Here is a 21,663-nt window from a genome sequence, read left to right on the forward strand (position 1 = left end):
AGAACCACTCGATAAAACTCTCCTGAGCTGAAAAGCGACCTTCTCTATAGTCTTGTCGTAATTTCTTAAAGTTTCTCATGACAAGTTTAATTCACTGTAGTAATGAATGTCAGACCTGTCTAGCTGTTCCAGATACTCTGCTAGCTTATTGCCATTTGGCAGGGTAAGCTTCGGCTCAATATCCAGCAAGGGCTGCAAGACAAAGGCACGCTGGCACATATAAGGGTGAGGCAGGGTGAGCTGAGCGCTTTTTAGCGTCTGGTCATCGTAGAGCAAAAGGTCAATGTCAATGGTTCGAGGTCCCCAATGCTCATGGCGCACACGCCCTAACTGAGTCTCGATTACCTGCGTTTGCTCTAGCAACTCTTCTGGCAAAAGCGTTGTCTCAAGGAGACAGCAGAGATTTAAAAAATCGTCTTGATTGGTATTGCCCCAAGCGGCGGTCTCATAGATAGGTGACACGGCGACTAGCTCTGTACTATCTAGGTGGCTAAGCGCTCTCACCGCCTGCTCTAGGTAGGCTTTACGCTCGCCCATATTGCTACCAAGACTGAGGTAAACTTTACTCATGGCGTTCACGCTCCAATGCAATCCCTACACTATCATAGTGCCCGTTAATAGGTGGATTTTCCTTGGTGATTTTAAGAGTTACTTTCTTGATTTTTGGAAATGTCGCAAGCAAATCCTCACAAATCACACCCGCCAAGCGCTCAATCAGCGCATAGCGCTCCTTTTCTACGTGTTCTTTGATACAGTCAAAGACTTGCCCATAATGCACCGTATCTTCTAGATTGTCCGTCTGTGAAGCAGACAGCAAATCAACACTCAAGACACAGTCCACTCGAAAAATCTGACCTAAAACCTGTTCTTCTGAAAGAGCGCCGTGATAGCCGTAAAAACGGCAATTTTCTAAATATATCTTATCCATCTAATCCACCAACTGTTCAATGACCTTGACAAGGTCTTTATTAGCTTTGACGTTGTGTACCCGCACGATATGACAGCCCTTCATCAGTGCCCAAGCAGACAGAGCCGCTGTCCCTTGGTCACGCTCTAACATATCACGATTGCCACCAAGCAGATAATTCACCGTGCGCTTACGTGAAATGCCAAAAAGCACTGGATAACCAAGAGACGTCACTCGCTCCAATCCCTTTAACAACTCAATATTTTGCGCTTCGTTTTTGGCAAAGCCAAAGCCTGGGTCAATCCAAATGTTTTCCTCTGGCACACCTGCCTCACGTGCTGCCTGTACTCGCTCGCTCAAAAAGTCACAGACATCTTGCGTCACATCGTCATAGTGCTCTTCTTTTTGATTGTGCATGAGGATGATCGGTGCTTTTTTCTCAGCTGCTAAAGCCAGCATTTCCCCATCGTAAAGCCCTGCCCAGACATCGTTTAAAATGTGAGCGCCAGCTTCAAGTGCTGCCTTTGCGACAGGTGTCTTGTAGGTGTCTATCGATAGGAGAACCTCTGGAAATGCCTCTCTAATCGCTGTGATGACAGGAACAACACGCTTGATTTCTTCCTCTTCAGTCACAAAGCTAGCGCCAGGTCTTGTCGACTCACCACCGATGTCAATAATGGCTGCGCCGTCTGCGATGAGTTGCTCTGCCTGTTTGAGGGCATTTTCTACACTGTCGTATTGCCCGCCATCTGAAAAAGAATCTGGGGTGACGTTTAAAATCCCCATGATAGCGGCTTTGCCGTCTATGTGATAAGGTCCGATATTCATGCTAACTCCTTTGTGATATACTGTCTAACTTGCGAGATAAAGTAGAGAGACCCCGTGATGAGGTAAAAAACGTCTGGACTCTTTGCCTCATCCACCCATTCCTGCCAAGAAATCACCTTGTCATACTTTTCAGGATAATTCTCTAAAGCCAGCGCTCGTGGATAATCAAAAGTCGTCACACTGACTTCGCCTAGCTCTTCTAGCTGCTCAAGCATGGCTGCAGCTGGCTTTGTATTGATAGCTGCAACCAAAATCTTGATAGGCTTGTCAGTGTAGTCTTTCATCACAGCAACCAAGGCGGCTATGCTTTCTTGATTGTGAGCGCCGTCAATCATGAGATTTTGACGCATTAGCTCTGTCCGCCCAGCCCAATGCGTGCTCTCTAGTCCTTTTTTGATGACATCTTTTGTCACACGAGGGTACTCTTTCTCCAGCAAAAGACTAGCAGTAATGGCGAGACTAGCATTTGCCATCTGGTGAGCTCCAAGCAGTTGCAAGTGAATAGCTGAAATCTCACACGCACGCTTGCGGTAGGTAAAACTATCCCCTGCAACCTCGATACTAAAATCACGTCCCAAGCAATAAGTCGGACTGTCGGTCTCCCTTGCTTTTGCCTGAAAGACACGCTCAACATCAGCTCTGCTATTGGCATAAATCAAGGGAACCTTTTGGTCTAGAACACCGACTTTTTGACGAGCGATAGCTTCGTGAGTCTCACCGAGTACTGCCTGATGGTCAAGTCCGATTGATGGGCAAATGACAGCCAGCGCTTTAAAGACATTGGTCGAGTCGTAAAGCCCACCCATGCCTGCCTCGATAAAGGCGATGTCAACAGGATGGATATGCCCAAAATACTCAAACATCAAGAGCGTAATCACTTCAAACTCTGTCGCAGGCTCCAAGTCAGACTCAAGTGACATGCGCTCCACAACAGGCTTGATACGCTCCACTGCCTGCAAAAAATCCACCTTTGCCATCATCTCGCCATTGACACTGATACGCTCTCTAAAATCCAAGATGTATGGCGAGGTAAAAGTCCCCACCTCATAGCCAGCTAAGCTAAAAATATGCTGCAGATAGCTGGTCGTAGAGCCTTTGCCATTGGTGCCAACGATATGGACAGCCGCTAAGTTGCGCTCGGGATGTCCCAGCTGCTCAAGCATCCAATCCATGCGCTCAAGCCCCGGCTTTATGCCAAAAGTGAGCTTACTATGTATCCACTCCAGAGCTTCTCGATAAGTCATGATCTTCCCTTCTAAAGAAAAATGGCTTATTGACTAGCCATTTTATCCTGTTTATTCTGTTACTACTAAACCATTTGTATCTAGGCTCAAGACCTCAATGCTACCATCAAGCCCTAGCTTTTCAAGCTGATCTACAAACGGCGCTGCCTTGTCTTTTGCAATCAAGGTCATAACAGTTGGTCCTGCACCTGAGAGATAAGTCGCATAAGCGCCATTTTTGTGAGCGAGTTCCTTAATAGGAGTAAACTCAGCCACTAACTGCTGACGAAAACGCTCATGGAACAAATCCGCCTCGATAGCTTTGCCTGCCTTTGTCAAATCACCTGTCAAGAGAGCAGAGACAGCGAGATTGGCGATACTGCTTGCCTTAACCGATTCACTGTAGTCAAAGGTAGTCGGCAAGACACCACGGCTGTCGCTGGTTTTGAGCTCATAGCTAGGAATGAAAGCGACAAAAGCACAGTCTGGAAAAGGTGCTACAACACTTGTCGTCTGCTTACCATCGTAACTTGCGACAACGAGATTGCCAAATAAAGCTGGTGCGACATTGTCTGGGTGTCCTTCGATTTGCGTCGCTAAGTCAAGCTTTTCTTGATCGCTAAGGTTAAGGTCGCCTAGCTGATTAGCAAGCTCAATGCCTGCGACAATGACAGAACTGGATGACCCTAAACCACGTGCTAGTGGGATATCAGACACCATATCAATCTTGTGTGGTGCAAGATCAGGTTTCACTTTGAGTGCTGTTTGGATGAGGAGATTACGCTCATCTGTCGGGATGTCCCCCAAATCATGCTGCACTTCCCACTGACTAGATGGCTCTAAAACCGTGATGGTCAGGTACTTGCTGACAGCAACCCCAACGGAATCAAAGCCTGGACCAATATTCGCACTCGTTGCTGGAACTGTGATTTTCATGCTTATTCCCCTAAGACCTTAAATGTATTGAGAAGCTTCATATCGCTGATGGCTGAAAGTTTCTCAGTGATATGCGCTAGCTGTGTCTTACTCATGCTGTGCGTGATGATGACAACACGTGCTTGGTTGTCACTTGCTTTTTGCTGTAAGACTTGCTCAAATGAGATGTCCTCAGCGTTAAATAATTCAGCAAGGCGAAGAAGTTGCCCCTTTTCATCTGGCGTTGTGATGGCAAAATAGTAATGACTCTTCACGTCACTAGCGTCCGCCAAGCGTGTTTCTCTGCTAAATTCGTTAAATGGTTTTCCAACAGTGTCGTCTGACAAACGGCGAGCAATGCGCACAATATCAGCCGTTACAGATGTCGCTGTTGGCTTTTGCCCAGCCCCTGGTCCGTAGTACATAGACTCACCGATACCGATAGACTCGACAAAGACAGCGTTCATCACGTCATTGACGCTGGCTAGTGGATGGTCTTTTGGCAAGAAAGTTGGCGACACTTCGGCAGAGATACCAGAGGCAGTCTCACGAATATCACCGACCAACTTGATGACATAGCCTAGCTCTTGCGCAACCGCCACATCATCTGGCGTAATGGTCGAGATACCTTGGTGGTCAACCTGCTCAAAATCAATGGTCATGCCAAAACCAAACTGACTCAAAATAACCGCTTTATAAGCAGCGTCAATCCCTTCAACGTCGTTGGTTGGGTCGCTTTCCGCATAACCTAGACGTTGTGCTTCAGCAAGCGCTGCGTCATAAGTCCAGCCTTCATCAACCATCTTGGTCATCATGAAGTTAGAGGTACCATTTAAGACACCTAAAATACGGGTCACCTTGTCAGAAGTGAGGGAGTTGGCTAATGTCCGCAAGATAGGAATACCGCCCGCAACAGCTGCTTCATAGTAAAAAGCAAGTCCTTTTTCTTGAGCGAGAGCAATGAGCTCTTTGCCGTGTGTGGCAATCAAGTCTTTATTAGCTGACACCACGTGCTTACCAGCTTCCAGTGCCTTTGTGATAAAGGTTTTTGCTGGCTCGATACGTCCCATCAACTCAACGACGATTTGAATGTCGTCGTCACTTAAGATCGCATCCACATCCGTCACAAAGTTGTAGGCATGTCCTGCTGCGACAAGTCGCTCTTTTTCAGCGTCGTCTTTGACCAAGACTTTTGCAATTTCTAATTTATCTTTAGCGGCTTCTTCAATTTTTTGACCATTTTCCTGCAATAAAAACGGAATCCCGCTCGCAACTGTTCCAAATCCTAATAATCCAATTTTAATCGACATAGGGCTCTCCTTTTTTCTTTACACACTTCTAAAAAGGTGGTGATTAGCTCTATTATACCAAATTTTAGCGACAATTTAATCATCAAAGGCTACTTTTTTGCATTTATCTTAGCAAAAGCGCACGTAAATCATCATAATCTGACAAAGTATAGCTTGGCTGCACTGGGCTGTTATTGTCTAGCTGATTGGGATTATACCAAGCGGTATCAATGCCAAAGGCAGCTCCCCCAGCCATATCTGCCGTCAAACTATCCCCAATCATCAGTGTCTTCTCTTTTGAAAATCCAGCAATGTGCTCGCTTACTTTTTCAAAAAAATCAAGAGACGGTTTTGCTGTCGCCAACTGCTCAGAGATGAAAATGGCATCAAAATAAGGCAAAAGACCTGAGCGCTCCAAACGCCCCTGCTGGATAGCTGTAACGCCATTGGTCGCTGCGTAAATCTGATAACCCGCCTGCTTCAAATCCGCTAACAGCTCATGTGCACCCTCGTAGGTCTGCCCCTGCTGGCTTAGAAAACGTTGATAGAGTTGCGCTAGCTCTTTGCCATCCTTTTCCACTCCAAAATGCGCAAAAGCACGTGAAAAACGGGTATTGATAAGCTCAGGCTTAGTAATATTTCCTTTTTCTAAATCACGCCACATCCCTTTATTCATAGGGATATAGTAGTCTTTAAAAGCCGACACGTCCATAAAGCCCTCATGCGCAAGAAGCGCATCCAAAGCCTTATCCTCAGCACAATCAAAATCAAGCAAAGTGTGGTCAAGGTCGAATAAAAGATATTTGTACAAAAGTTATTTTCCTTTCTGTAAGGGAGAAAACAAGTTTCCCTTTGGTTATTGAGAATATTATATCATAAGTATAAAGAAAGACTTTCGATTTCTTTTTCTAAAAACTTCAATACTTCTAACCCCTATCACTTGTTGCAATTGCTTATATAGAATCTTAAAGATTAATCATCTACTATCCGCATATTAGAAATCTAGATTATTTTCTTCTCTGAACGCCTGTTTCTCATCATCTGAACCGCCTCGGAGATATTTAGTTTCACCACGAGTAGCTATATGAACAATAGGAGATTTTCTTTCATCAGGATAGTCGTGTGTTCCTCCTAGATAAGCTTCTTCATTATCTAATACCTCGGAAACCGAATAATTTTCAGTATCAAAATTCTCATCATTTTGAATATCAGAATCATCATCACTATCAAATTCGTCATTGTTAGAATTAGTATTAGCTAAGCTTACTAATAGCCATGTTACACCCGCAACAAAAACTGTCCCTCCAACAACAAATACCTTTTTTCCAGTATCAGTCTTTGAAAATTCAACAACATTTTCAACTGAATCTGAAACTTTTCTCTTCAAATTACCAATTAGACTAGTATTTTTCTTAAAGTTCGGTAACACGTCTGTAATAGGAATCCAGAGCTTCATGCGATATTTCTTATTAAGTCTATCGCCAGCACTATAAACTTCAATACTTGGGCTATTCCTAATTACAAAATTTTCTTTAGCAAACTTCCATGCTCTAGGAATTGTCTTTTCGACAGATCCAGTCAATTCAAAAATAGCATAATTTCCTTTTGGAAGTATTACTTCACTAAATATATCAGATTTTTTAGGAACATGATTGAGACAAGTATAATATCTAAAAAATCCTTGTTCATCTGGAGTCGTAACAAATCCAATTGGTGTTCTATAATCCGGTGAAACGTATTGATAATAGTTTTCCCAAAAAGCAGTAAAATCACTAGTTTTTGATGCTTGATTCTCTATACCATACAGTTTAATTTCAGTTTTTTCGGCAATACTTATTTTCATAAAAATCAATACTCCCTCTTTTACAAATTATTTTAATAATCCTGTTTTATTAACCTTCTTTATTTCAGATAAGTTAGAAGTAAAAATTAAAGTCCAAAAATAAACTTCACTATTTATCTCACCATAATTTTTTCTGCAGTCAAATCAATATCTTCACCCCAAACTTTCTCGTATAAAGTCTGCAATTTCTGTGTCTTTTTTGTCAGCTAGAGCTTGGACGATTTTGGAGCCGACGATGACGCCGTCTGAGACGTGATTGAAGCGCTCGACATCCTCATGTGTCGAAATGCCAAATCCTGTCAAAACAGGGATAGGTGCTAGGTCTCTTAGGCGTGAGAGGTGCTCGTCTAAGTCCTTGCGGTAGCTGCTTGCCTTACCAGTCACCCCATTAATAGCAACGGCGTAGATGAAGCCCTCGGCGTCTTCGACCAGCACCTTTTGGCGCTCAATCCCTGTGGTGAGACTGACCAGTGGCACGAGAGCAATGTCCGTTTCTTCAAGCAATGGCTTGATAAAGTAAGCCTGCTCATGTGGCAAGTCTGGAATGATGAGTCCCTTGACAGGCGTGTCCGCCAAGTCAGTGATAAACTGCTCCAAACCGTACTGGAAAATCGGATTAAAATACGTCATGATAATCAGAGGCGTTTCTGTCACAATGCTTTTTAGCGCCTTTACAATCGTGTGGGGCGTTGTACCGTTTTTCAGACTGCGATTGCCAGCCAGCTCGATAACAGGACCATCTGCCACAGGGTCTGAAAAGGGAATACCAATCTCAATGGCAGACACTCCCAAGTCCGCTAGAAAAGTAATGGTCTCAGCCAGCCCATCAACGCCCTTATCATGGTCACCCGCCATGATATAAGGGATAAAAATGCTACTACCTGCTGCTTTTTTTGCCTGCAAGAGGCGTGTTAGTGTTTTTTCCATCCTAGACTCCTTTTTGTTCCTTCTCAAAACGCTCTTTGACCTGCATAACGTCCTTATCACCTCGTCCTGACAGGCAGACGATAATAGACTTGTCCTTGCCGAGTTCCTTGGCTAGCTTGACCACATAGGCAATCGCATGGCTGGATTCCAAGGCAGGGATAATACCCTCAAGACGTGACAGCAACTTGAAGCCCTCAAGCGCCTCCTCATCTGTGATTGGCACATAGTGAGCTCGACCGATAGCATTAAAATGCGAATGCTCTGGACCGACACCAGGATAGTCCAATCCCGCTGAAATCGAAAAGGCTTCTAGGATTTGCCCTTCGGCGTCTTGCAAAAGATCCATGAGTGAGCCGTGAAGAACACCCGCTCTGCCTTTTGTCATGGTCGCCGCATGCTCTTCTGTGTCTAAGCCAAGACCTGCCGCCTCAACACCGTACATGGCAACAGACGTGTCATCGACAAATGGATAGAAAAGCCCCATGGCATTTGAGCCACCACCAACACAGGCGACAAGAGCGTCAGGCAAATCTTGCCCAGTCAAGTCTTTAAATTGCTCCTTAGCTTCACGACCGATGACCGACTGAAAATCACGCACAATCTCTGGAAATGGCGCTGGACCAAGGACAGACCCCATGATATAGTGCGTGTCCTCTACATTTGCCACCCAAGCACGAAGAGCAGCGTTAACAGCGTCTTTGAGCACACGTGAACCGTCTGTGACAGCTTCCACCTTAGCGCCCAGCAACTCCATGCGAAAGACATTGAGCGCTTGACGCTTGACGTCCTCTTCTCCCATGTAAATGGTGCACTCCATGTCAAACAGCGCTGCTGCTGTCGCTGTCGCAACCCCGTGCTGACCAGCACCTGTCTCTGCTATGATCTTGTTTTTACCCATGCGCTTGGCTAAAAGCACTTGCCCAAGAGCATTGTTAATCTTGTGCGCTCCTGTGTGGTTGAGGTCTTCACGCTTGAGATAAATTTTAGCGCCACCCGCATAATCACTCAAACGCTTAGCAAAATACAGCGGATTTTCTCGCCCCACATAATAGGTCAAGAGCTGGTTAAGCTCCTCTTGGAAAGCTGGGTCAGCTTTTGCTTCTTTATAAGCCTCGTCCAACTCTAAAACTGCTGTCATCAGTGTTTCTGGGACAAAACGCCCTCCAAAATCACCAAAAAATCCCTTTTCATCTGGTTGTTTATAAGCCATGTTTTACTCCTTTTATAAATGCTTTTATCTTGTCCACGTCCTTCTTGCCATCTGTCTCCACCCCTGAGGACACATCCACAGCATAAGGATGAAAGTGGGCGATACAGTCTGTGACATTTTCTGGGGTCAAGCCCCCTGCTATAAAGTAAGGTTTAATAACGTTTTGTGCGTCAAACGCCTCCCAATCAAACCTCACTCCGCTGCCTGCAGTCGGTGCGTCAAAGAGATAATAATCCGCTAGCTCGCTAGATGGCTGATTGTCCCCTCCAACAGCTAGTGCACGAATGATAGGCAGCCCCAAGCTTCTACAAGCCTCGTCGTAGTCGCCGTGTATCTGAATGAGGTCGAGCTCCACCTCTCTTAACACTTCCTGCAGTTCTTCTAGGCTAGGGCTGACAAAGACGCCAACTTTCTGAACGGTGTCTGGTATCAGCTGCGCTAAAGTGTTTGCTTCTTTTGGGCTGACCTTTCTCCTGCTGTCCGCAAAGACAAAGCCGATATAGTCAGCGCCAGCTTCAACCGCTGCCTGCACTGCGTCTGGTGTCTTTAGCCCACATATCTTAACCTTTGTCAATAGCAAGCTCCTTTAATTTAGTCGTAACATTCTCAGACTGCATGAGGGTCGTCCCGCAGAGGATACCGTCATAAGCTGGCACTAGGCGCTTGACGTCGTCCGCTGTGACGATAGCAGACTCTGAGATATAGACTGGCTCACTCTTGAGGTAAGGAATCAGGTCTACGCTGGTTTGCAAATCCGTCTTAAAGGTGGTCAAATCACGGTTATTCACCCCGATAATCTTAGCACCAATCTGGTGAGCAATCTCAAGCTCAGCTAGATTGTGCGTCTCAACCAAGACCTCTAGCCCCAAAGACGTCGCAAAATCAAAGAGTTCTTGCAGACGCTTTTTGCTTAGTGCTGCGACAATCAGCAAAATCACCGTCGCACCAGCATTGCGACCTCTGATAATCTGCTTTTCATCAATGATAAAGTCCTTGTTCAGTGTCGGAATAGCCACCTCGTCTGAAATTTCACGCAGATAATCTATGTGCCCCTTGAAAAAGGGCTCGTCTGTCAAGACAGAAATCATGCTGGCACCAGCTGCCTCATAGCTTCTCGCCTGCTCCAACAAATCAACGTCCATATTGATAGCGCCTAGGCTAGGGCTGGCTTTTTTGACCTCAGCGATGACATGTACCCTATCATTGTGCGCCTTGACGTAGTCGTAAAAGGAATAGGTCTTGCGCAGTGGCTTGATGTCCTCGACTTCTAGCTTTGCATTTTCCTGCTCTTTAACCGATAGGATACGCTCTAAAAACTTCCCGTCGCTCATACCTGCACCTCCTTGAGTTTGTCTAAAACAGCTAGCGCTTTACCTGAAGCAAGTACCTCGCGAGCCAGTACAACACCATCTTTTAATGTTTCTACCTTACCCGCTGCAAAAAAGCCGAGCGCTGCATTGACAATAGTCGTTTCTCGAAATGGACTAGGCTCATTTCTGAGGACACTGAGGAGAATAGCCGCATTTTCCTTAGCATCTCCACCTTTTATCGCCTCAAGAGGCACCTCGTCCATGCCCAAGTCCGCATAGCTAAATTGCCCCTTGGTAATCGTGCCGTGGTCTAGCAGCGTGTAGTGATTGATACCGTAGAGCGCAGCCTCATCCATATTGTCCGGACCTGTGATAATAACCGCACGCTTGCGCCCAAGGTAATCAAGAAGCTTGGCACAGGTCTCCTGCAAATCTTCCCGATACAAGCCCATGAGCTGATAATCCAAGTCCATGGGGTGGTTGAGCGGTCCTATGATATTCATAATCGTAGGAATACCTAGCGTTTGTCTAGCTGGTCCCACATAGCGCATGACTGGGTGCATAGACTGGGCAAATAGAAAAGCTAAGCCAGCCTCATCAAGCGCCCTTTCAATCACTTCTGGACTAGCATCCAGCTTAATGCCCAACTCTTCAAGCACATCGGCTGAGCCAGACTTTGAAGAAATGGAGCGATTGCCATGTTTAGCAAGCTTAATCCCTCCTGCTGCCAGTAAAAAACTTGTCGTCGTTGAGATATTAAAACTAAACGAACGGTCGCCTCCAGTCCCACAATTGTCCATCAGGTCACGAAAGTTGCCTGGCACTTTCTTAGCATGGCTGCGAATGACCTTAATGAGACTAGCAATCTCATCAAAACTCTCTCCTTTGGCGGTCAAGCCCAGCAAGAACGCTGCCGTCTCAGCGTCTGACAATTGACCTGAAAAAAGCTTTTCAGCAACGGCTGTCATCTCCTCAGCGCTCAAATCCTCTTTTGCCACCAACTTTGCAAATATTTCCTTCATCCTCTCATCCTCCCTTTCAAAAAACTTAGCCCATACTCTCCTTTACAAGAGTTACAAAGTTTTCCACCATCTTCATTCCCTCATCTGTCCCAATAGACTCAGGATGGTACTGCAAACCATAAATCTGCAAGTCTTGATTTTGAATGGCCATGATTTCGTGGTCATCTGTCGTTTTAGCCGTCACCTCAAACCCTTCTGGTAATTGCGAGACGACAATGGAATGGTAACGCATGACAGGTGTTTCTTTTGTGACATCTGTAAAGATAGGAGATAGCTTTTCAATCGCCATCTGACTTTGCTTACCGTGCATGACCTGTTTTGCAAGGTCAAGTTTACCACCAAAACTCTCCGCAATCGCCTGATGTCCCAGACAAATCCCCAAAATCGGCTTTTGACCAGCAAAATCCTTGATTAAATCCTCCATCTGACCAGCGTCACTAGGCCAGCCTGGACCAGGTGATAAGACGATACCGTCTGCCTTTTTGGCAACATCATAGAGACGCTCATCGTCATTTCTAAGCACATGCACCTCATCAAAACGGCTGAGGTATTGCATGAGGTTAAAGGTAAAGGAGTCGTAATTATCCACTAATAAAATCATTCTAAGTCTCCAATCTTTGTCATCGCTTTGGCTTTATTGAGGGTTTCGTGGTACTCGTTTTCGGCGACACTATCGTAGACAATGCCTGCTCCCGCCTGCACATAAGCTCTGCCATTTTTCAAAATCATAGTCCGAATGGCAATGGCAAAATCCATATCACCCGTAGCCGACAGATAACCGATAGCACCAGCATAAATGCCACGCTTTTCCTGCTCAAGCTCATAGATACGCTGCATGGCACGCAGTTTTGGCGCACCTGAGACGGTACCTGCTGGCAAGGTCGCCTTGAGGGCGTCCATGGCAGACATATCGTCACGCAACTCGCCCTTCACAACGCTCGTTAAGTGCATGACATAGCGGAAATACTCCACTTCCATGTACTTGCTGACCTGCACAGTGTCTGTCTTAGCGATACGTCCAATGTCATTGCGCCCTAGGTCAACCAGCATACGGTGCTCTGCGGTTTCCTTGACATCCGCTAGCAACTCTCTAGCCAGTCTTGCGTCCTCTTCTTCTGTTTTTCCTCTTGGGCGTGTGCCTGCGATTGGATTGGTGACAACGGTCTTGCCCTTGACAGACACTAGGCTCTCTGGACTGGCACCAATCACCTGATAATCACCAAAATCAAAGAAATAAAGGTAGTTAGACGGATTGACCACACGCAGATTGCGGTAATAATCCAGCGGATTGCCCTCTATGTCAGCTGAAAAGCGCTGACTGAGTACACACTGGAACATATCCCCTTGACGAATGAGCTGCTTGGCTTGATTGACCATGCGCTCAAAGGTCTCTTTTTCCAGATGACTGCTAAACTGCAAAGGGGCGATTGCCTTTGGTGCCAGCTCATCAGCACTCATGGTTTCTAGTTGCGCTAGCACCGCATCAAGCACTTGCTGCTCTGCTTCTACACTACGCTTACTATAAGTGTTGTCCTCAACCACACGCACAATTTCTTTTTTATGGTCAAAAATGAGATAGGACTCATAGACAAAAAAGTGCATATCTGGTGTGCCCACGGTATCCTTTGGAATGGTACCCAGCGGCTCATAGAGGTGCAGCATGTCATAGCCCACATAGCCTAGCGCCCCGCCTGCAAAAGGAATAGCATCCGCTTCTTTATTTGTCACGACAAGTGCATTTAAGTAATCCAGCGGATCTTGCTTTACGACCTGCCCATTTTGTTTAAGGACGCCATCTTGATAGGTAATCTCATAGACAGGATTATAAGCGATGATAGAGTATCTGGCATTTTCCTTTTCACGAGGAATACTCTCTAAAATCACCTTGTGCTCGCCTTTTAGACGCTTATAAGCCAAAATCGGTGTCAAGCTATCTGCTGCCAAAATCTTTTCCATCTTGTCCTCCCTCTCAAAAAAACGAAAAAACCTCGCACAGAAAAACTCTGTACGAGGGCGTTATTGCTAACACGGTGCCACCTCAATCTTAGGTACACAAAAATACCTGTCTCATACTCGTCAAACAACGAGTTGCACGATAAGGAGTGCCCACCGAATTGTTATGGTTTCAAATTCATTTCTACATCAGCCCAATGTTCACCTAAAGCTGCTATCTGCTTGCAGTAACCGCAGACTCCCTGAAAGCAACTCTAACTTACTTTTCTGATTGTTAACATTATACAAAAAGCATTTTAAACTTGTCAAGAGATTTTTGCAAATTTTCTAAAAATAATCATTTACCTTTTTATCTGTGTCATTTGTCAAAAAGTGGTACAATATGGAATGTTAAAGGAGGAACTTATGCTGAATCTCAAATACATGCCTCAGCACAATCGTTTGAATGCTATTTTACTTGGATTTATGGGTGGCGCTTTGGATGTCTACTGCCACATGCAGTTTGACTCTCTGGTAGCAACCCAGACGGGAAATATCTTGCTGCTTGTTGCAGATTGGGATGATAGCCCTCTCTCTAAAAGTATCATACGCTTACTCTCCATCCTCTTTTTCTCCATTGGTTTTCTTTTGGCGACGGCTATCAAAAAAAGAGCCCAGACCGCTTACTGGCGGACTTACTGCATTCTGCCCTTGCTGGTTAGCTCTGCTATTTTGCCCTTTTTTCCAAAAGTTGCCGCACTTTGGGTGATACTGCTTGCGACAGCGACTGGCATGCTGACACTGACCTTTACAGGAAGCCAGATTGAGTCGCACGCCTACACTATTTTGATGACCTCTGGTAATTACCGCAAAATGCTGACCAGCTGGTACCAATATCTAACAACCCACGACAAATCGCCAGAACTTAGACGGCAAGCAACCAATTACAGTTTTGTCGTCTCAAGCTTTGTGCTGGGAGCTGTCAGTGTCGCTTTTCTAGACAATATCCTGCATGAAAAGACCTTGTGGCTGGTCACCCTTAGCCTAGCGACTGTCTGCTACCACTACACCGCCATTGTCATCCGCTACAAACTCAAATACAGCAACGTCTAAAAGGTTGGGGAAATCCCAACCTTTTTAATGTTTTTTCAAAGCCTTTGCTAGGCAAAAAATGTCCTCGGGGCTCGTTCTGCAGCAACCACCGACCACTTTTGCTCCCAGCTTGTGCCACGCTCTGCTGTTTTCAAGCAGCGTGTGGGCATTGTCTGGTATGGATGTCCAGGTCTGACTGCTACCGTCATAAATCTCACCAGAATTGGGATAGGTTACTAGAGGCTTTTGCGAAAGGCTTCCTATGCGCTTAAGCAAAGGAGAAATAAGGCTAGGACTGCTACAGTTGATACCAAAAGCCAGCACCTGCTCACTACTGTCACACAGCTGTGCCACCTTCTCAATCGGCGTCCCATCAGAGATATGCTGACTGTCCTGCGCCGTAAAGGACATATAGCTTTCCACATTAGGAAACTCTGTCGCAAGCAAGTCGATAAGAGCACTCGCTTCAAGAAAGTTTGGGATGGTCTCGACGGCTAAAAGATTACTACCAGCTTCTAGCAAAGCTTTGATACGTGGGCGGTGAAAGTCTTGATATTCTTCTTTTGTGAGCTGATAATTGCCAATGTACTCCGAGCCGTCCGCTAGGTAAGCTGCATAAGGTCCGACGTCCCCAGCAATCAAGGGATAGGGGCGTTTTTGCCTTTCTTCATCTGATAAACCGCTCCAAAAAACTTCTCGTGCTTCCTTTGCAAGCAGCACGCTCAAGGAAATAACTTCTAGGGCTTCTTCTTCCGATAAACCAATAGCTTCTAGTCCTTTTGTTGTGGCTTGGTAGCTAGAAGTTGTGATGATGTCAGCGCCTGCCTCTAAGTAGACCGTGTGTAAATCTCTGATGACACTGGGTTGTTCCAATAAATACTTGGCGGACCAGAGTTTTCCTGAAACGTCATAACCACGCTTTTCCAGCTCCGTTCCCAAGGCACCATCTAAAATAACATAATCTTGACTAGCTAGTAAGTCTTTAAATTGTCTCATAATGCTCCTTTTTTAGTCTATAAAAACTATAACAAAAAGGCTGACAAAGCAGCCTCTGTTATAAATGCTCCAAAATCGTGTCCCAAGCTTCATCAATACCAATACGCTCAACAGATGAAAAGACGAGAAAGGCATCGCTGTTATCAAAGTCTAGACTTTTTTTGATGAGACTTTCTTGCTTGTTCCACTTGCCGCGTGGTACCTTGTCAGCCTTGGTCGCAACGACAATGACAGGAATATCATAGTACTTCAAAAACTCATACATCTGAACGTCATCACTGCTTGGCTCATGACGAAAATCTACGAGACTGACGACCACACGCAGATTGTCACGAGTGACTAGATATTCTTCAATCATCTTGCCCCACTTAGCACGCTCTTTTTTTGAAACCTTGGCGTAGCCATAACCTGGCACATCGACAAAACGCAACTTGTCATCAATGTTGTAGAAATTAAGCAGCTGCGTTTTACCTGGTTTGCTAGAGGTGCGAGCGAGATTTTTACGTCCTAGGAGTGTATTGATAAAGCTAGATTTGCCAACGTTTGAGCGTCCTGCAAGCGCCACTTCTGGGAGGTCATCCTTTGGATAGTGCGACTGATTGGCAGCACTTAGCAAAATGGAAGCATTGTGCGTATTTAAATATTCCTCAGCCATAGCGCCTCCTTGCTAAGCTGTCTCTAGTACAGGCTTGTCTGTACCTTCAACAGCGTCCTTAGTGATACGAACCTTAACCACACCTTCTTCGCTCGGCACTTCAAACATAACGTCAAGCATGGTTTCCTCGATGATAGAGCGAAGCCCACGTGCTCCAGTCTTACGAGCAATGGCTTTGTCAGCGATAGCCTTAAGAGCATCCTCGTCAAAGTCAAGCTCTACACCATCATAGGAAAGAAGGGTTTGATACTGTTTAACAAGAGCATTGCGTGGCTCTGTCAAGATACGCACCAAGTCATCTGCCGTTAAGCGCTCAAGCGCCGCCACAACTGGCAAACGTCCGATAAACTCTGGGATAAGCCCAAACTTTTGAATGTCCTCAGAGATGATTTCTTGCATGTAAGAGCTGTCATCATCAATTTTGCGGTTGGTTTGCCCAAAGCCGATAACTTTCTCACCCAGACGTTGTTTGACGATGTCCTCAATCCCATCAAAAGCCCCACCAACGATAAAGAGGATATTTTTGGTATCAATCTGAATCATTTCTTGGTTTGGGTGCTTACGTCCGCCTTGCGGTGGCACACTAGCGACAGTCCCCTCGATGATTTTTAGAAGTGCCTGCTGAACGCCCTCACCTGAGACGTCACGGGTGATAGAGACATTCTCACCTTTTTTTGCGATTTTATCAATCTCATCCACATAGATAATCCCACGCTCCGCACGCTCGATATTGAAATCAGCGGCTTGGATGAGTTTTAGGAGGATATTTTCCACATCCTCACCGACATAACCAGCCTCTGTGAGAGATGTCGCATCGGCAATGGCAAAAGGCACATTGAGGCTTTTAGCCAAGGTTTGTGCCAAAAAGGTCTTTCCTGAACCCGTTGGTCCAATCATGAGGATATTTGACTTTTGCAAGTCAACATCTTCTTCGTCACGGCTCTCAGTAAAGCTGACACGCTTATAGTGGTTGTAAACAGCGACAGCCAAAGCACGCTTAGCACGGTCTTGACCCACAACATATTGGTTTAAAATATCTAAGAGTTCTTTTGGTTTTGGAACTTCTGCTAAGTCCTCTAGAACCTCTTCTGCTAGCTCTTCACGGATGATTTCCTGAGAAAGCTCGACGCATTCATTACAGATAAATACGTTGTTGCCAGCAATAATTTTCTTGACCTCATCCTGACTTTTACCACAGAATGAGCAATAAACTTTAACATCGTTATTTCGATTTCCAGCCATTAGTTCTCCTAAATGTTTATTTTATTGTATTTTCAGCGAATAGATTGTTAAAATAAGGTGCCGTAAAAGGCATGTATAGTGTTTACAAGATTGGTAAAGGTATTTAACAAGAAAATAATGCCTAAACCGTAGCGCTTTTTCTTAAAAGCAGGGATAGCTAAAGCAAAGCATATCGCAGCTAAAAAAGCGGTAAATAAGCCGAGTAAACTTTTTTCCATAGCTACCTCACATCTTTGTTGTCATAGTATTCTACCGTAAAGGCATAAGCGTTTTTGTCGTCGGCGTCAAAGGTTCTCTCTGCTGTTTTCACAAAAGAGCTCTTTATCAAGTTTGGAAAATAAGTGTCTCCTGTAAAGTCACCATGAACGACGGTTTTGATAGCCTTGTCATAATAACCATCAAAAGAGGCGTAAACCTTAGCACCGCCTATGATGTAGAGTGTTTTGTCCTGCTGGTGAAACCAAGCAAGCGCCTCATCTACACTGTGGACAATGGTGACACCATCAGCTGTGTATGTCGTATCGCTCGTTAAAACCAGCGTCTCACGTCCAGGCAGCGGGCGTTTATTCATCCCCTCAAAGGTCACACGTCCCATGAGTAGCGCCCCACCTAGCGTTGTTTCCTTGAAATGCTTGAGCTCTTTTGGTAAATGCCAAGGCAGCTTGCCACACGCTCCGATGAGGTGCTTTTCGTCCTCAGCCCAGAGGGCAATTACATTGTGTGTCATCTTGTCTCCTTTTTACTTTCTATTATTGTAACAAAAAGCGTCAAAAAATGCTGAGATAAAGATGGACGCTTTCTTTTCTTTAAATCGCTAAGTCAAAATGCAGTTGTGGCTTGATTGGCGCATAATCTACCAGCTCAAAATCTTCTGGCTTGATGTCAAAAAAATCTGTTCCATTAGGGACATTTAAGACTAAGCGTGGCTTGCAATCGCTTGGCTCACGTCTAAGCAGTTCTCTTGCTTGTTCAAATTGATTGTCATAGATATGGAGATTATTGACAAAATAAAAGAACTTGCCGACTTTCCAGCCAAAGTGCTTGGCGATCATCATTTGAAGTGCGACATATTGCATAGCATTGATGTGATGAGAGACCAGCATATCATTAGAGCGCTGCGTTAGGGTCGCATCCAGATAAATGTCACCGTCCACACGACGCACATCATACATGGTCTGAAAAGCACAAGGCAAAAGCCCTTCGGTCTCTTCAAAAGCCTCATAGTCCCAGAGTGAGATGACATTACGACGATTCCAAGGGTTGGCTTCTAGCTGTTTGAGGATTTTTCTGATGATGTCGTGCTTTTTCACCACAGCTCCGTAGCGCTGACCAATGGTTCCAGTATTTCCCACTTCCCACTCGTTCCAATATTTGACCTTGTACTTGTCGTTTAAAAGCTCTAGGCTATTTGACTGGTCTTGGTAAATCCAAAAAATCTCACGAATGGCATTTTTTATCGGGATAGGACGAAGCGTTGTGATGGGAAATTCTCCCTTACTCAAATCATACTCAGCAAAAGCACCTGTGATGTATTTTGAGTTGGCTTGTCCACCAGATTGATAGACAGGACGGGCGTTTTCAGAAAAGACGCCCTCTTCCATAATCTTTTGTATGTTCTCTTTAAAAATCTTATCCGCTTTGGTCATGATATCCTCCAAAAGCATATTCTACCAAAAAAGCGCACTTCTAGCCACTAGAAAACTTCTCTTAAAAGTTTACCATTTTTAAAGTACGACTTTAGGCGGTTTTATGTTAAAATGTTGAATGGGATAATAACATTACTTGTAAGAAAGGGAACACTATGACTATCGGAATTGATAAAATCGGTTTTGCAACTGGTCGCTATCGTCTTGATATGGGAGATTTGGCTCAAAGTCGTGGGGTTGACTCTGAAAAATTCAGTAAAGGATTGCTTCTTGACGCTTTGAGCATTACACCTATCACAGAGGATATTGTCACTCTAGGTGCCAGTGCTGCAAACAGTATTTTAGATGAGGAGGACAAGGCTAGCATTGACATGGTTCTTGTCGCAACGGAATCGAGCATTGACCAAAGTAAGGCAGCTGCCGTTTATATTCACAGCCTTTTAGGCATTCAACCATTTGCTCGTAGCCTTGAGCTCAAGGAAGCCTGCTACAGTGCGACTGCTGCACTCAACTACGCTAAGCTACATGTGGAAAAATACCCACAATCAAAAGTGCTGGTCATTGCCTCAGATATTGCCAAATATGGTATCAATACACCAGGTGAGCCGACACAAGGTGCAGGTAGTATCGCTATGCTTATCAGCCAAAATCCACGGCTTTTAGAGCTGCATGATGACAATGTCGCACAGACCCGTGACATTATGGACTTTTGGCGTCCAAACTACAGCACAACGCCTTTTGTGGACGGCATGTACTCGACCAAGCAATATCTCGATATGCTCAAAACCACTTGGGCAGAATACCAAAAACGCTCTGGAAAAACCTTGGCTGATTTTAGCGCTTTTTGCTTTCACCTGCCTTTTCCAAAATTAGCCCTCAAAGGCTTCAATAAAATCATGGACAAGACCCTCCCAGACACTAAAAAGGAGACTTTGAAAGACAATTTTGACGCTTCAATCACCTACAGCCGTCAAATCGGAAACATCTACACTGGCTCGCTCTTTTTAGGTCTGCTCTCTCTTTTAGAAAATAGCGACAACTTGCAAGCTGGGGAGAATATTGCTCTCTTTAGCTATGGAAGCGGTGCAGTGGCTGAAATCTTTAGCGCAACACTTGTTGATGGTTTCAAGGCACAGCTCAAAACCAACCGCAAAGAAGAGCTTGAGTCACGCCAAAGCATTTCTGTTGCTGATTATGAGACAATCTTCTTTGAAGAAGCTGCGCTTGATGAGGCTGGCAATGCTAGCTTTGCTGACTATGTGACAAATGATTTTTCACTTGTCGCAATCAAAGGACACCAGCGTATATACGAGGCAAAAGATGGACAAGAAAACAATTAACTGGGCTGGATTTTCCAAGAAAACAGCAAAAGAGCGGGCGATTTTCTTAGAAAAGTTGGATTTATCAGCTGACAGCGTAGCGACTCTAGAGCAGGAAAAAATGCTCCCTCTTGACATTGCCAACCAGATGGTGGAAAATGTCGTTACCAGACAAGCTCTGCCTTTTTCCGTGGTGCCTGATGTCTTGGTTGACGGCAAGGTCTATCAGGTGCCCTTTGTCACCGAGGAGCCCTCTGTCGTCGCTGCAGCTAGCTTTGCTAGCAAGATTATCAAACGCTCTGGTGGCTTTAAAACCCAGCAAGAAAAACGGCAAATGATTGGGCAGGTCGCTCTCTATGATGTAGACAATAAAGCGCAAGCAACAAGAGCTATTCTTGATAAAAAGGCAGAACTGCTAGCTCTAGCCAATAGCGCTTATCCGTCCATTGTCAAGCGTGGGGGCGGAGCTTGCGAGCTGAGCGTGGAGGAAAAAGGTGATTTTCTTATCGTTTATTTGAGCGTTGACACCAAGGAAGCTATGGGGGCTAACATGGTCAATACCATGATGGAGGCACTGGTGCCGACACTTGAGGCGCTCAGCGGCGGCAAGTCGCTCATGGCTATTCTCTCAAACTACGCTACGCAATCTCTTGTGACCAGTACCTGCCAGATACCGCTTCGCTACCTCAGCAGAAAGCCTGATGAAGCTGAACAGTTGGCACACAAAATGGCATTGGCTAGTCAACTAGCACAAGTCGACCCTTACCGAGCCAGCACCCACAACAAAGGGATATTTAACGGTATCGACGCTGTTGTACTGGCTACGGGAAATGACTGGCGGGCTATTGAAGCAGCTGGACATACCTACGCTGGTCGCAAAGGCAGCTATCAAGGTCTGTCCACTTGGAGCTATAATTCGTCTACGAAAATGCTTGAAGGGACACTCACACTGCCTATGCCTATTGCCACCAAAGGCGGCTCAATTGGGCTCAATCCTAGCACAAGACTAACGCATGACTTGCTAGGACAGCCAAAAGCTACGACCTTAGCTGCTATCATCGCTTCTATCGGCTTAGCGCAAAATTTTGCGGCGCTGAAAGCCCTCACCAGCACAGGCATCCAATCCGGACACATGAAACTGCAAGCCAAATCGCTAGCGCTTCTAGCTGGTGCCACAGAAAACGAAGTAGCGCCTCTAGTTAAAGAACTCCTCAAACAGCCTACCATGAACTTAGCAGTTGCTAAACAACTGCTAGAGCAAGTACGACAAATTAACTAAACAAAAAATCTACCATGGTCATGGTAGA

At 45.3% G+C, this 21,663-nt stretch carries 24 protein-coding genes; 3 read left to right on the forward strand and 21 right to left on the reverse strand.

What is annotated here, in order from left to right; all coding sequences use genetic code 11:
* Positions 1-75 precede the first annotated feature (75 nt).
* The 15 genes from folK to trpE form a co-directional block, all read right to left on the reverse strand.
* Positions 76-570: a 2-amino-4-hydroxy-6-hydroxymethyldihydropteridine diphosphokinase gene (gene folK / locus G5B60_RS06435; RefSeq protein ID WP_164683276.1), complete on the reverse strand. Its 495-nt coding sequence runs from the start codon at positions 568-570 to the stop codon at positions 76-78.
* The gene (gene folB / locus G5B60_RS06440) at positions 563-928 is read right to left on the reverse strand and encodes a dihydroneopterin aldolase (RefSeq protein WP_164683277.1); all 366 of its coding nucleotides are present in this window, start codon (positions 926-928) and stop codon (positions 563-565) included. Before folB ends, folK begins: the two co-directional genes overlap by 8 nt.
* Positions 929-1,735 carry a dihydropteroate synthase gene (gene folP, locus G5B60_RS06445; protein ID WP_164683278.1) on the reverse strand — a complete coding sequence of 269 codons (807 nt, stop codon included), beginning with the start codon at positions 1,733-1,735 and terminating at the stop codon, positions 929-931. It lies immediately after the preceding gene.
* Entirely contained in the window at positions 1,732-2,979 is a 1,248-nt protein-coding gene (locus G5B60_RS06450; RefSeq protein ID WP_164683279.1) for a bifunctional folylpolyglutamate synthase/dihydrofolate synthase, read from the reverse strand. The genes folP and G5B60_RS06450 overlap by 4 nt, the downstream gene beginning before the upstream one ends.
* A 51-nt stretch (positions 2,980-3,030) precedes the next feature.
* Positions 3,031-3,894: a homoserine kinase gene (thrB, locus tag G5B60_RS06455; RefSeq protein WP_164683280.1), complete on the reverse strand. Its 864-nt coding sequence runs from the start codon at positions 3,892-3,894 to the stop codon at positions 3,031-3,033.
* Positions 3,895-3,896: 2 nt separating this feature from the next.
* Positions 3,897-5,183, reverse strand: a complete 1,287-nt coding sequence (locus G5B60_RS06460; RefSeq protein ID WP_164683281.1) for a homoserine dehydrogenase — start codon at positions 5,181-5,183, stop codon at positions 3,897-3,899.
* A 103-nt stretch (positions 5,184-5,286) separates the two neighbouring features.
* A complete protein-coding gene (locus G5B60_RS06465; protein ID WP_164683282.1) occupies positions 5,287-5,973 on the reverse strand; it encodes a YjjG family noncanonical pyrimidine nucleotidase in 687 nt (228 codons plus the stop codon).
* 183 nt (positions 5,974-6,156) lie between these two features.
* Complete coding sequence (locus tag G5B60_RS06470) at positions 6,157-7,005, reverse strand: GyrI-like domain-containing protein (RefSeq protein WP_241154556.1); 849 nt, start codon at positions 7,003-7,005, stop codon at positions 6,157-6,159.
* 153 nt (positions 7,006-7,158) lie between these two features.
* On the reverse strand, positions 7,159-7,932 hold the full coding sequence (trpA, locus tag G5B60_RS06475; RefSeq protein WP_164683284.1) for a tryptophan synthase subunit alpha: 774 nt from the start codon (positions 7,930-7,932) through the stop codon (positions 7,159-7,161).
* Position 7,933: 1 nt separating this feature from the next.
* Positions 7,934-9,142, reverse strand: a complete 1,209-nt coding sequence (trpB, locus tag G5B60_RS06480) for a tryptophan synthase subunit beta (protein ID WP_164683285.1) — start codon at positions 9,140-9,142, stop codon at positions 7,934-7,936.
* Positions 9,132-9,716: a phosphoribosylanthranilate isomerase gene (locus tag G5B60_RS06485; protein WP_164683286.1), complete on the reverse strand. Its 585-nt coding sequence runs from the start codon at positions 9,714-9,716 to the stop codon at positions 9,132-9,134. The genes trpB and G5B60_RS06485 overlap by 11 nt, the downstream gene beginning before the upstream one ends.
* On the reverse strand, positions 9,703-10,473 hold the full coding sequence (gene trpC / locus G5B60_RS06490) for an indole-3-glycerol phosphate synthase TrpC (protein ID WP_164683287.1): 771 nt from the start codon (positions 10,471-10,473) through the stop codon (positions 9,703-9,705). The genes G5B60_RS06485 and trpC overlap by 14 nt, the downstream gene beginning before the upstream one ends.
* Positions 10,470-11,474 (reverse strand): anthranilate phosphoribosyltransferase, encoded by a 1,005-nt coding sequence (trpD, locus tag G5B60_RS06495; RefSeq protein ID WP_164683288.1) that lies wholly within the window; start codon positions 11,472-11,474, stop codon positions 10,470-10,472. Before trpD ends, trpC begins: the two co-directional genes overlap by 4 nt.
* 25 nt (positions 11,475-11,499) lie before the next feature.
* Positions 11,500-12,075 (reverse strand): aminodeoxychorismate/anthranilate synthase component II, encoded by a 576-nt coding sequence (locus G5B60_RS06500; protein ID WP_164683289.1) that lies wholly within the window; start codon positions 12,073-12,075, stop codon positions 11,500-11,502.
* Positions 12,072-13,430, reverse strand: coding sequence for an anthranilate synthase component I (gene trpE, locus G5B60_RS06505; RefSeq protein ID WP_164683290.1), 1,359 nt, complete (start codon positions 13,428-13,430; stop codon positions 12,072-12,074). Before trpE ends, G5B60_RS06500 begins: the two co-directional genes overlap by 4 nt.
* A gap of 402 nt (positions 13,431-13,832) precedes the next feature.
* On the opposite strand from trpE, the gene G5B60_RS06510 reads away from it, so the two are divergent.
* Complete coding sequence (locus tag G5B60_RS06510) at positions 13,833-14,519, forward strand: YoaK family protein (RefSeq protein WP_164683291.1); 687 nt, start codon at positions 13,833-13,835, stop codon at positions 14,517-14,519.
* Between the two features lie 24 nt (positions 14,520-14,543).
* On the opposite strand, the gene mmuM is transcribed toward G5B60_RS06510, so the two are convergent.
* The 6 genes from mmuM to G5B60_RS06540 form a co-directional block, all read right to left on the reverse strand.
* Complete coding sequence (gene mmuM / locus G5B60_RS06515; RefSeq protein ID WP_164683292.1) at positions 14,544-15,494, reverse strand: homocysteine S-methyltransferase; 951 nt, start codon at positions 15,492-15,494, stop codon at positions 14,544-14,546.
* Between the two features lie 58 nt (positions 15,495-15,552).
* Entirely contained in the window at positions 15,553-16,149 is a 597-nt protein-coding gene (gene yihA, locus G5B60_RS06520; protein ID WP_164683293.1) for a ribosome biogenesis GTP-binding protein YihA/YsxC, read from the reverse strand.
* A 12-nt stretch (positions 16,150-16,161) separates the two neighbouring features.
* The gene (gene clpX, locus G5B60_RS06525) at positions 16,162-17,391 is read right to left on the reverse strand and encodes an ATP-dependent Clp protease ATP-binding subunit ClpX (protein WP_164683294.1); all 1,230 of its coding nucleotides are present in this window, start codon (positions 17,389-17,391) and stop codon (positions 16,162-16,164) included.
* 47 nt (positions 17,392-17,438) lie between these two features.
* The gene (locus tag G5B60_RS06530; protein ID WP_115269095.1) at positions 17,439-17,609 is read right to left on the reverse strand and encodes a hypothetical protein; all 171 of its coding nucleotides are present in this window, start codon (positions 17,607-17,609) and stop codon (positions 17,439-17,441) included.
* Positions 17,610-17,611: 2 nt separating this feature from the next.
* Positions 17,612-18,118, reverse strand: a complete 507-nt coding sequence (locus tag G5B60_RS06535) for a dihydrofolate reductase (protein ID WP_164683295.1) — start codon at positions 18,116-18,118, stop codon at positions 17,612-17,614.
* A gap of 79 nt (positions 18,119-18,197) precedes the next feature.
* Positions 18,198-19,037: a thymidylate synthase gene (locus G5B60_RS06540; RefSeq protein WP_164683296.1), complete on the reverse strand. Its 840-nt coding sequence runs from the start codon at positions 19,035-19,037 to the stop codon at positions 18,198-18,200.
* A gap of 155 nt (positions 19,038-19,192) precedes the next feature.
* On the opposite strand from G5B60_RS06540, the gene G5B60_RS06545 reads away from it, so the two are divergent.
* The gene (locus G5B60_RS06545) at positions 19,193-20,377 is read left to right on the forward strand and encodes a hydroxymethylglutaryl-CoA synthase (RefSeq protein ID WP_164683297.1); all 1,185 of its coding nucleotides are present in this window, start codon (positions 19,193-19,195) and stop codon (positions 20,375-20,377) included.
* A complete protein-coding gene (locus G5B60_RS06550) occupies positions 20,358-21,635 on the forward strand; it encodes a hydroxymethylglutaryl-CoA reductase, degradative (RefSeq protein WP_164683298.1) in 1,278 nt (425 codons plus the stop codon). Before G5B60_RS06545 ends, G5B60_RS06550 begins: the two co-directional genes overlap by 20 nt.
* Positions 21,636-21,663: the final 28 nt, after the last annotated feature.

Origin of the sequence: Streptococcus hyointestinalis (genome assembly GCF_011039275.1) — a bacterium.
Taxonomy (GTDB): Bacteria; Bacillota; Bacilli; order Lactobacillales; family Streptococcaceae; genus Streptococcus; species Streptococcus hyointestinalis_A.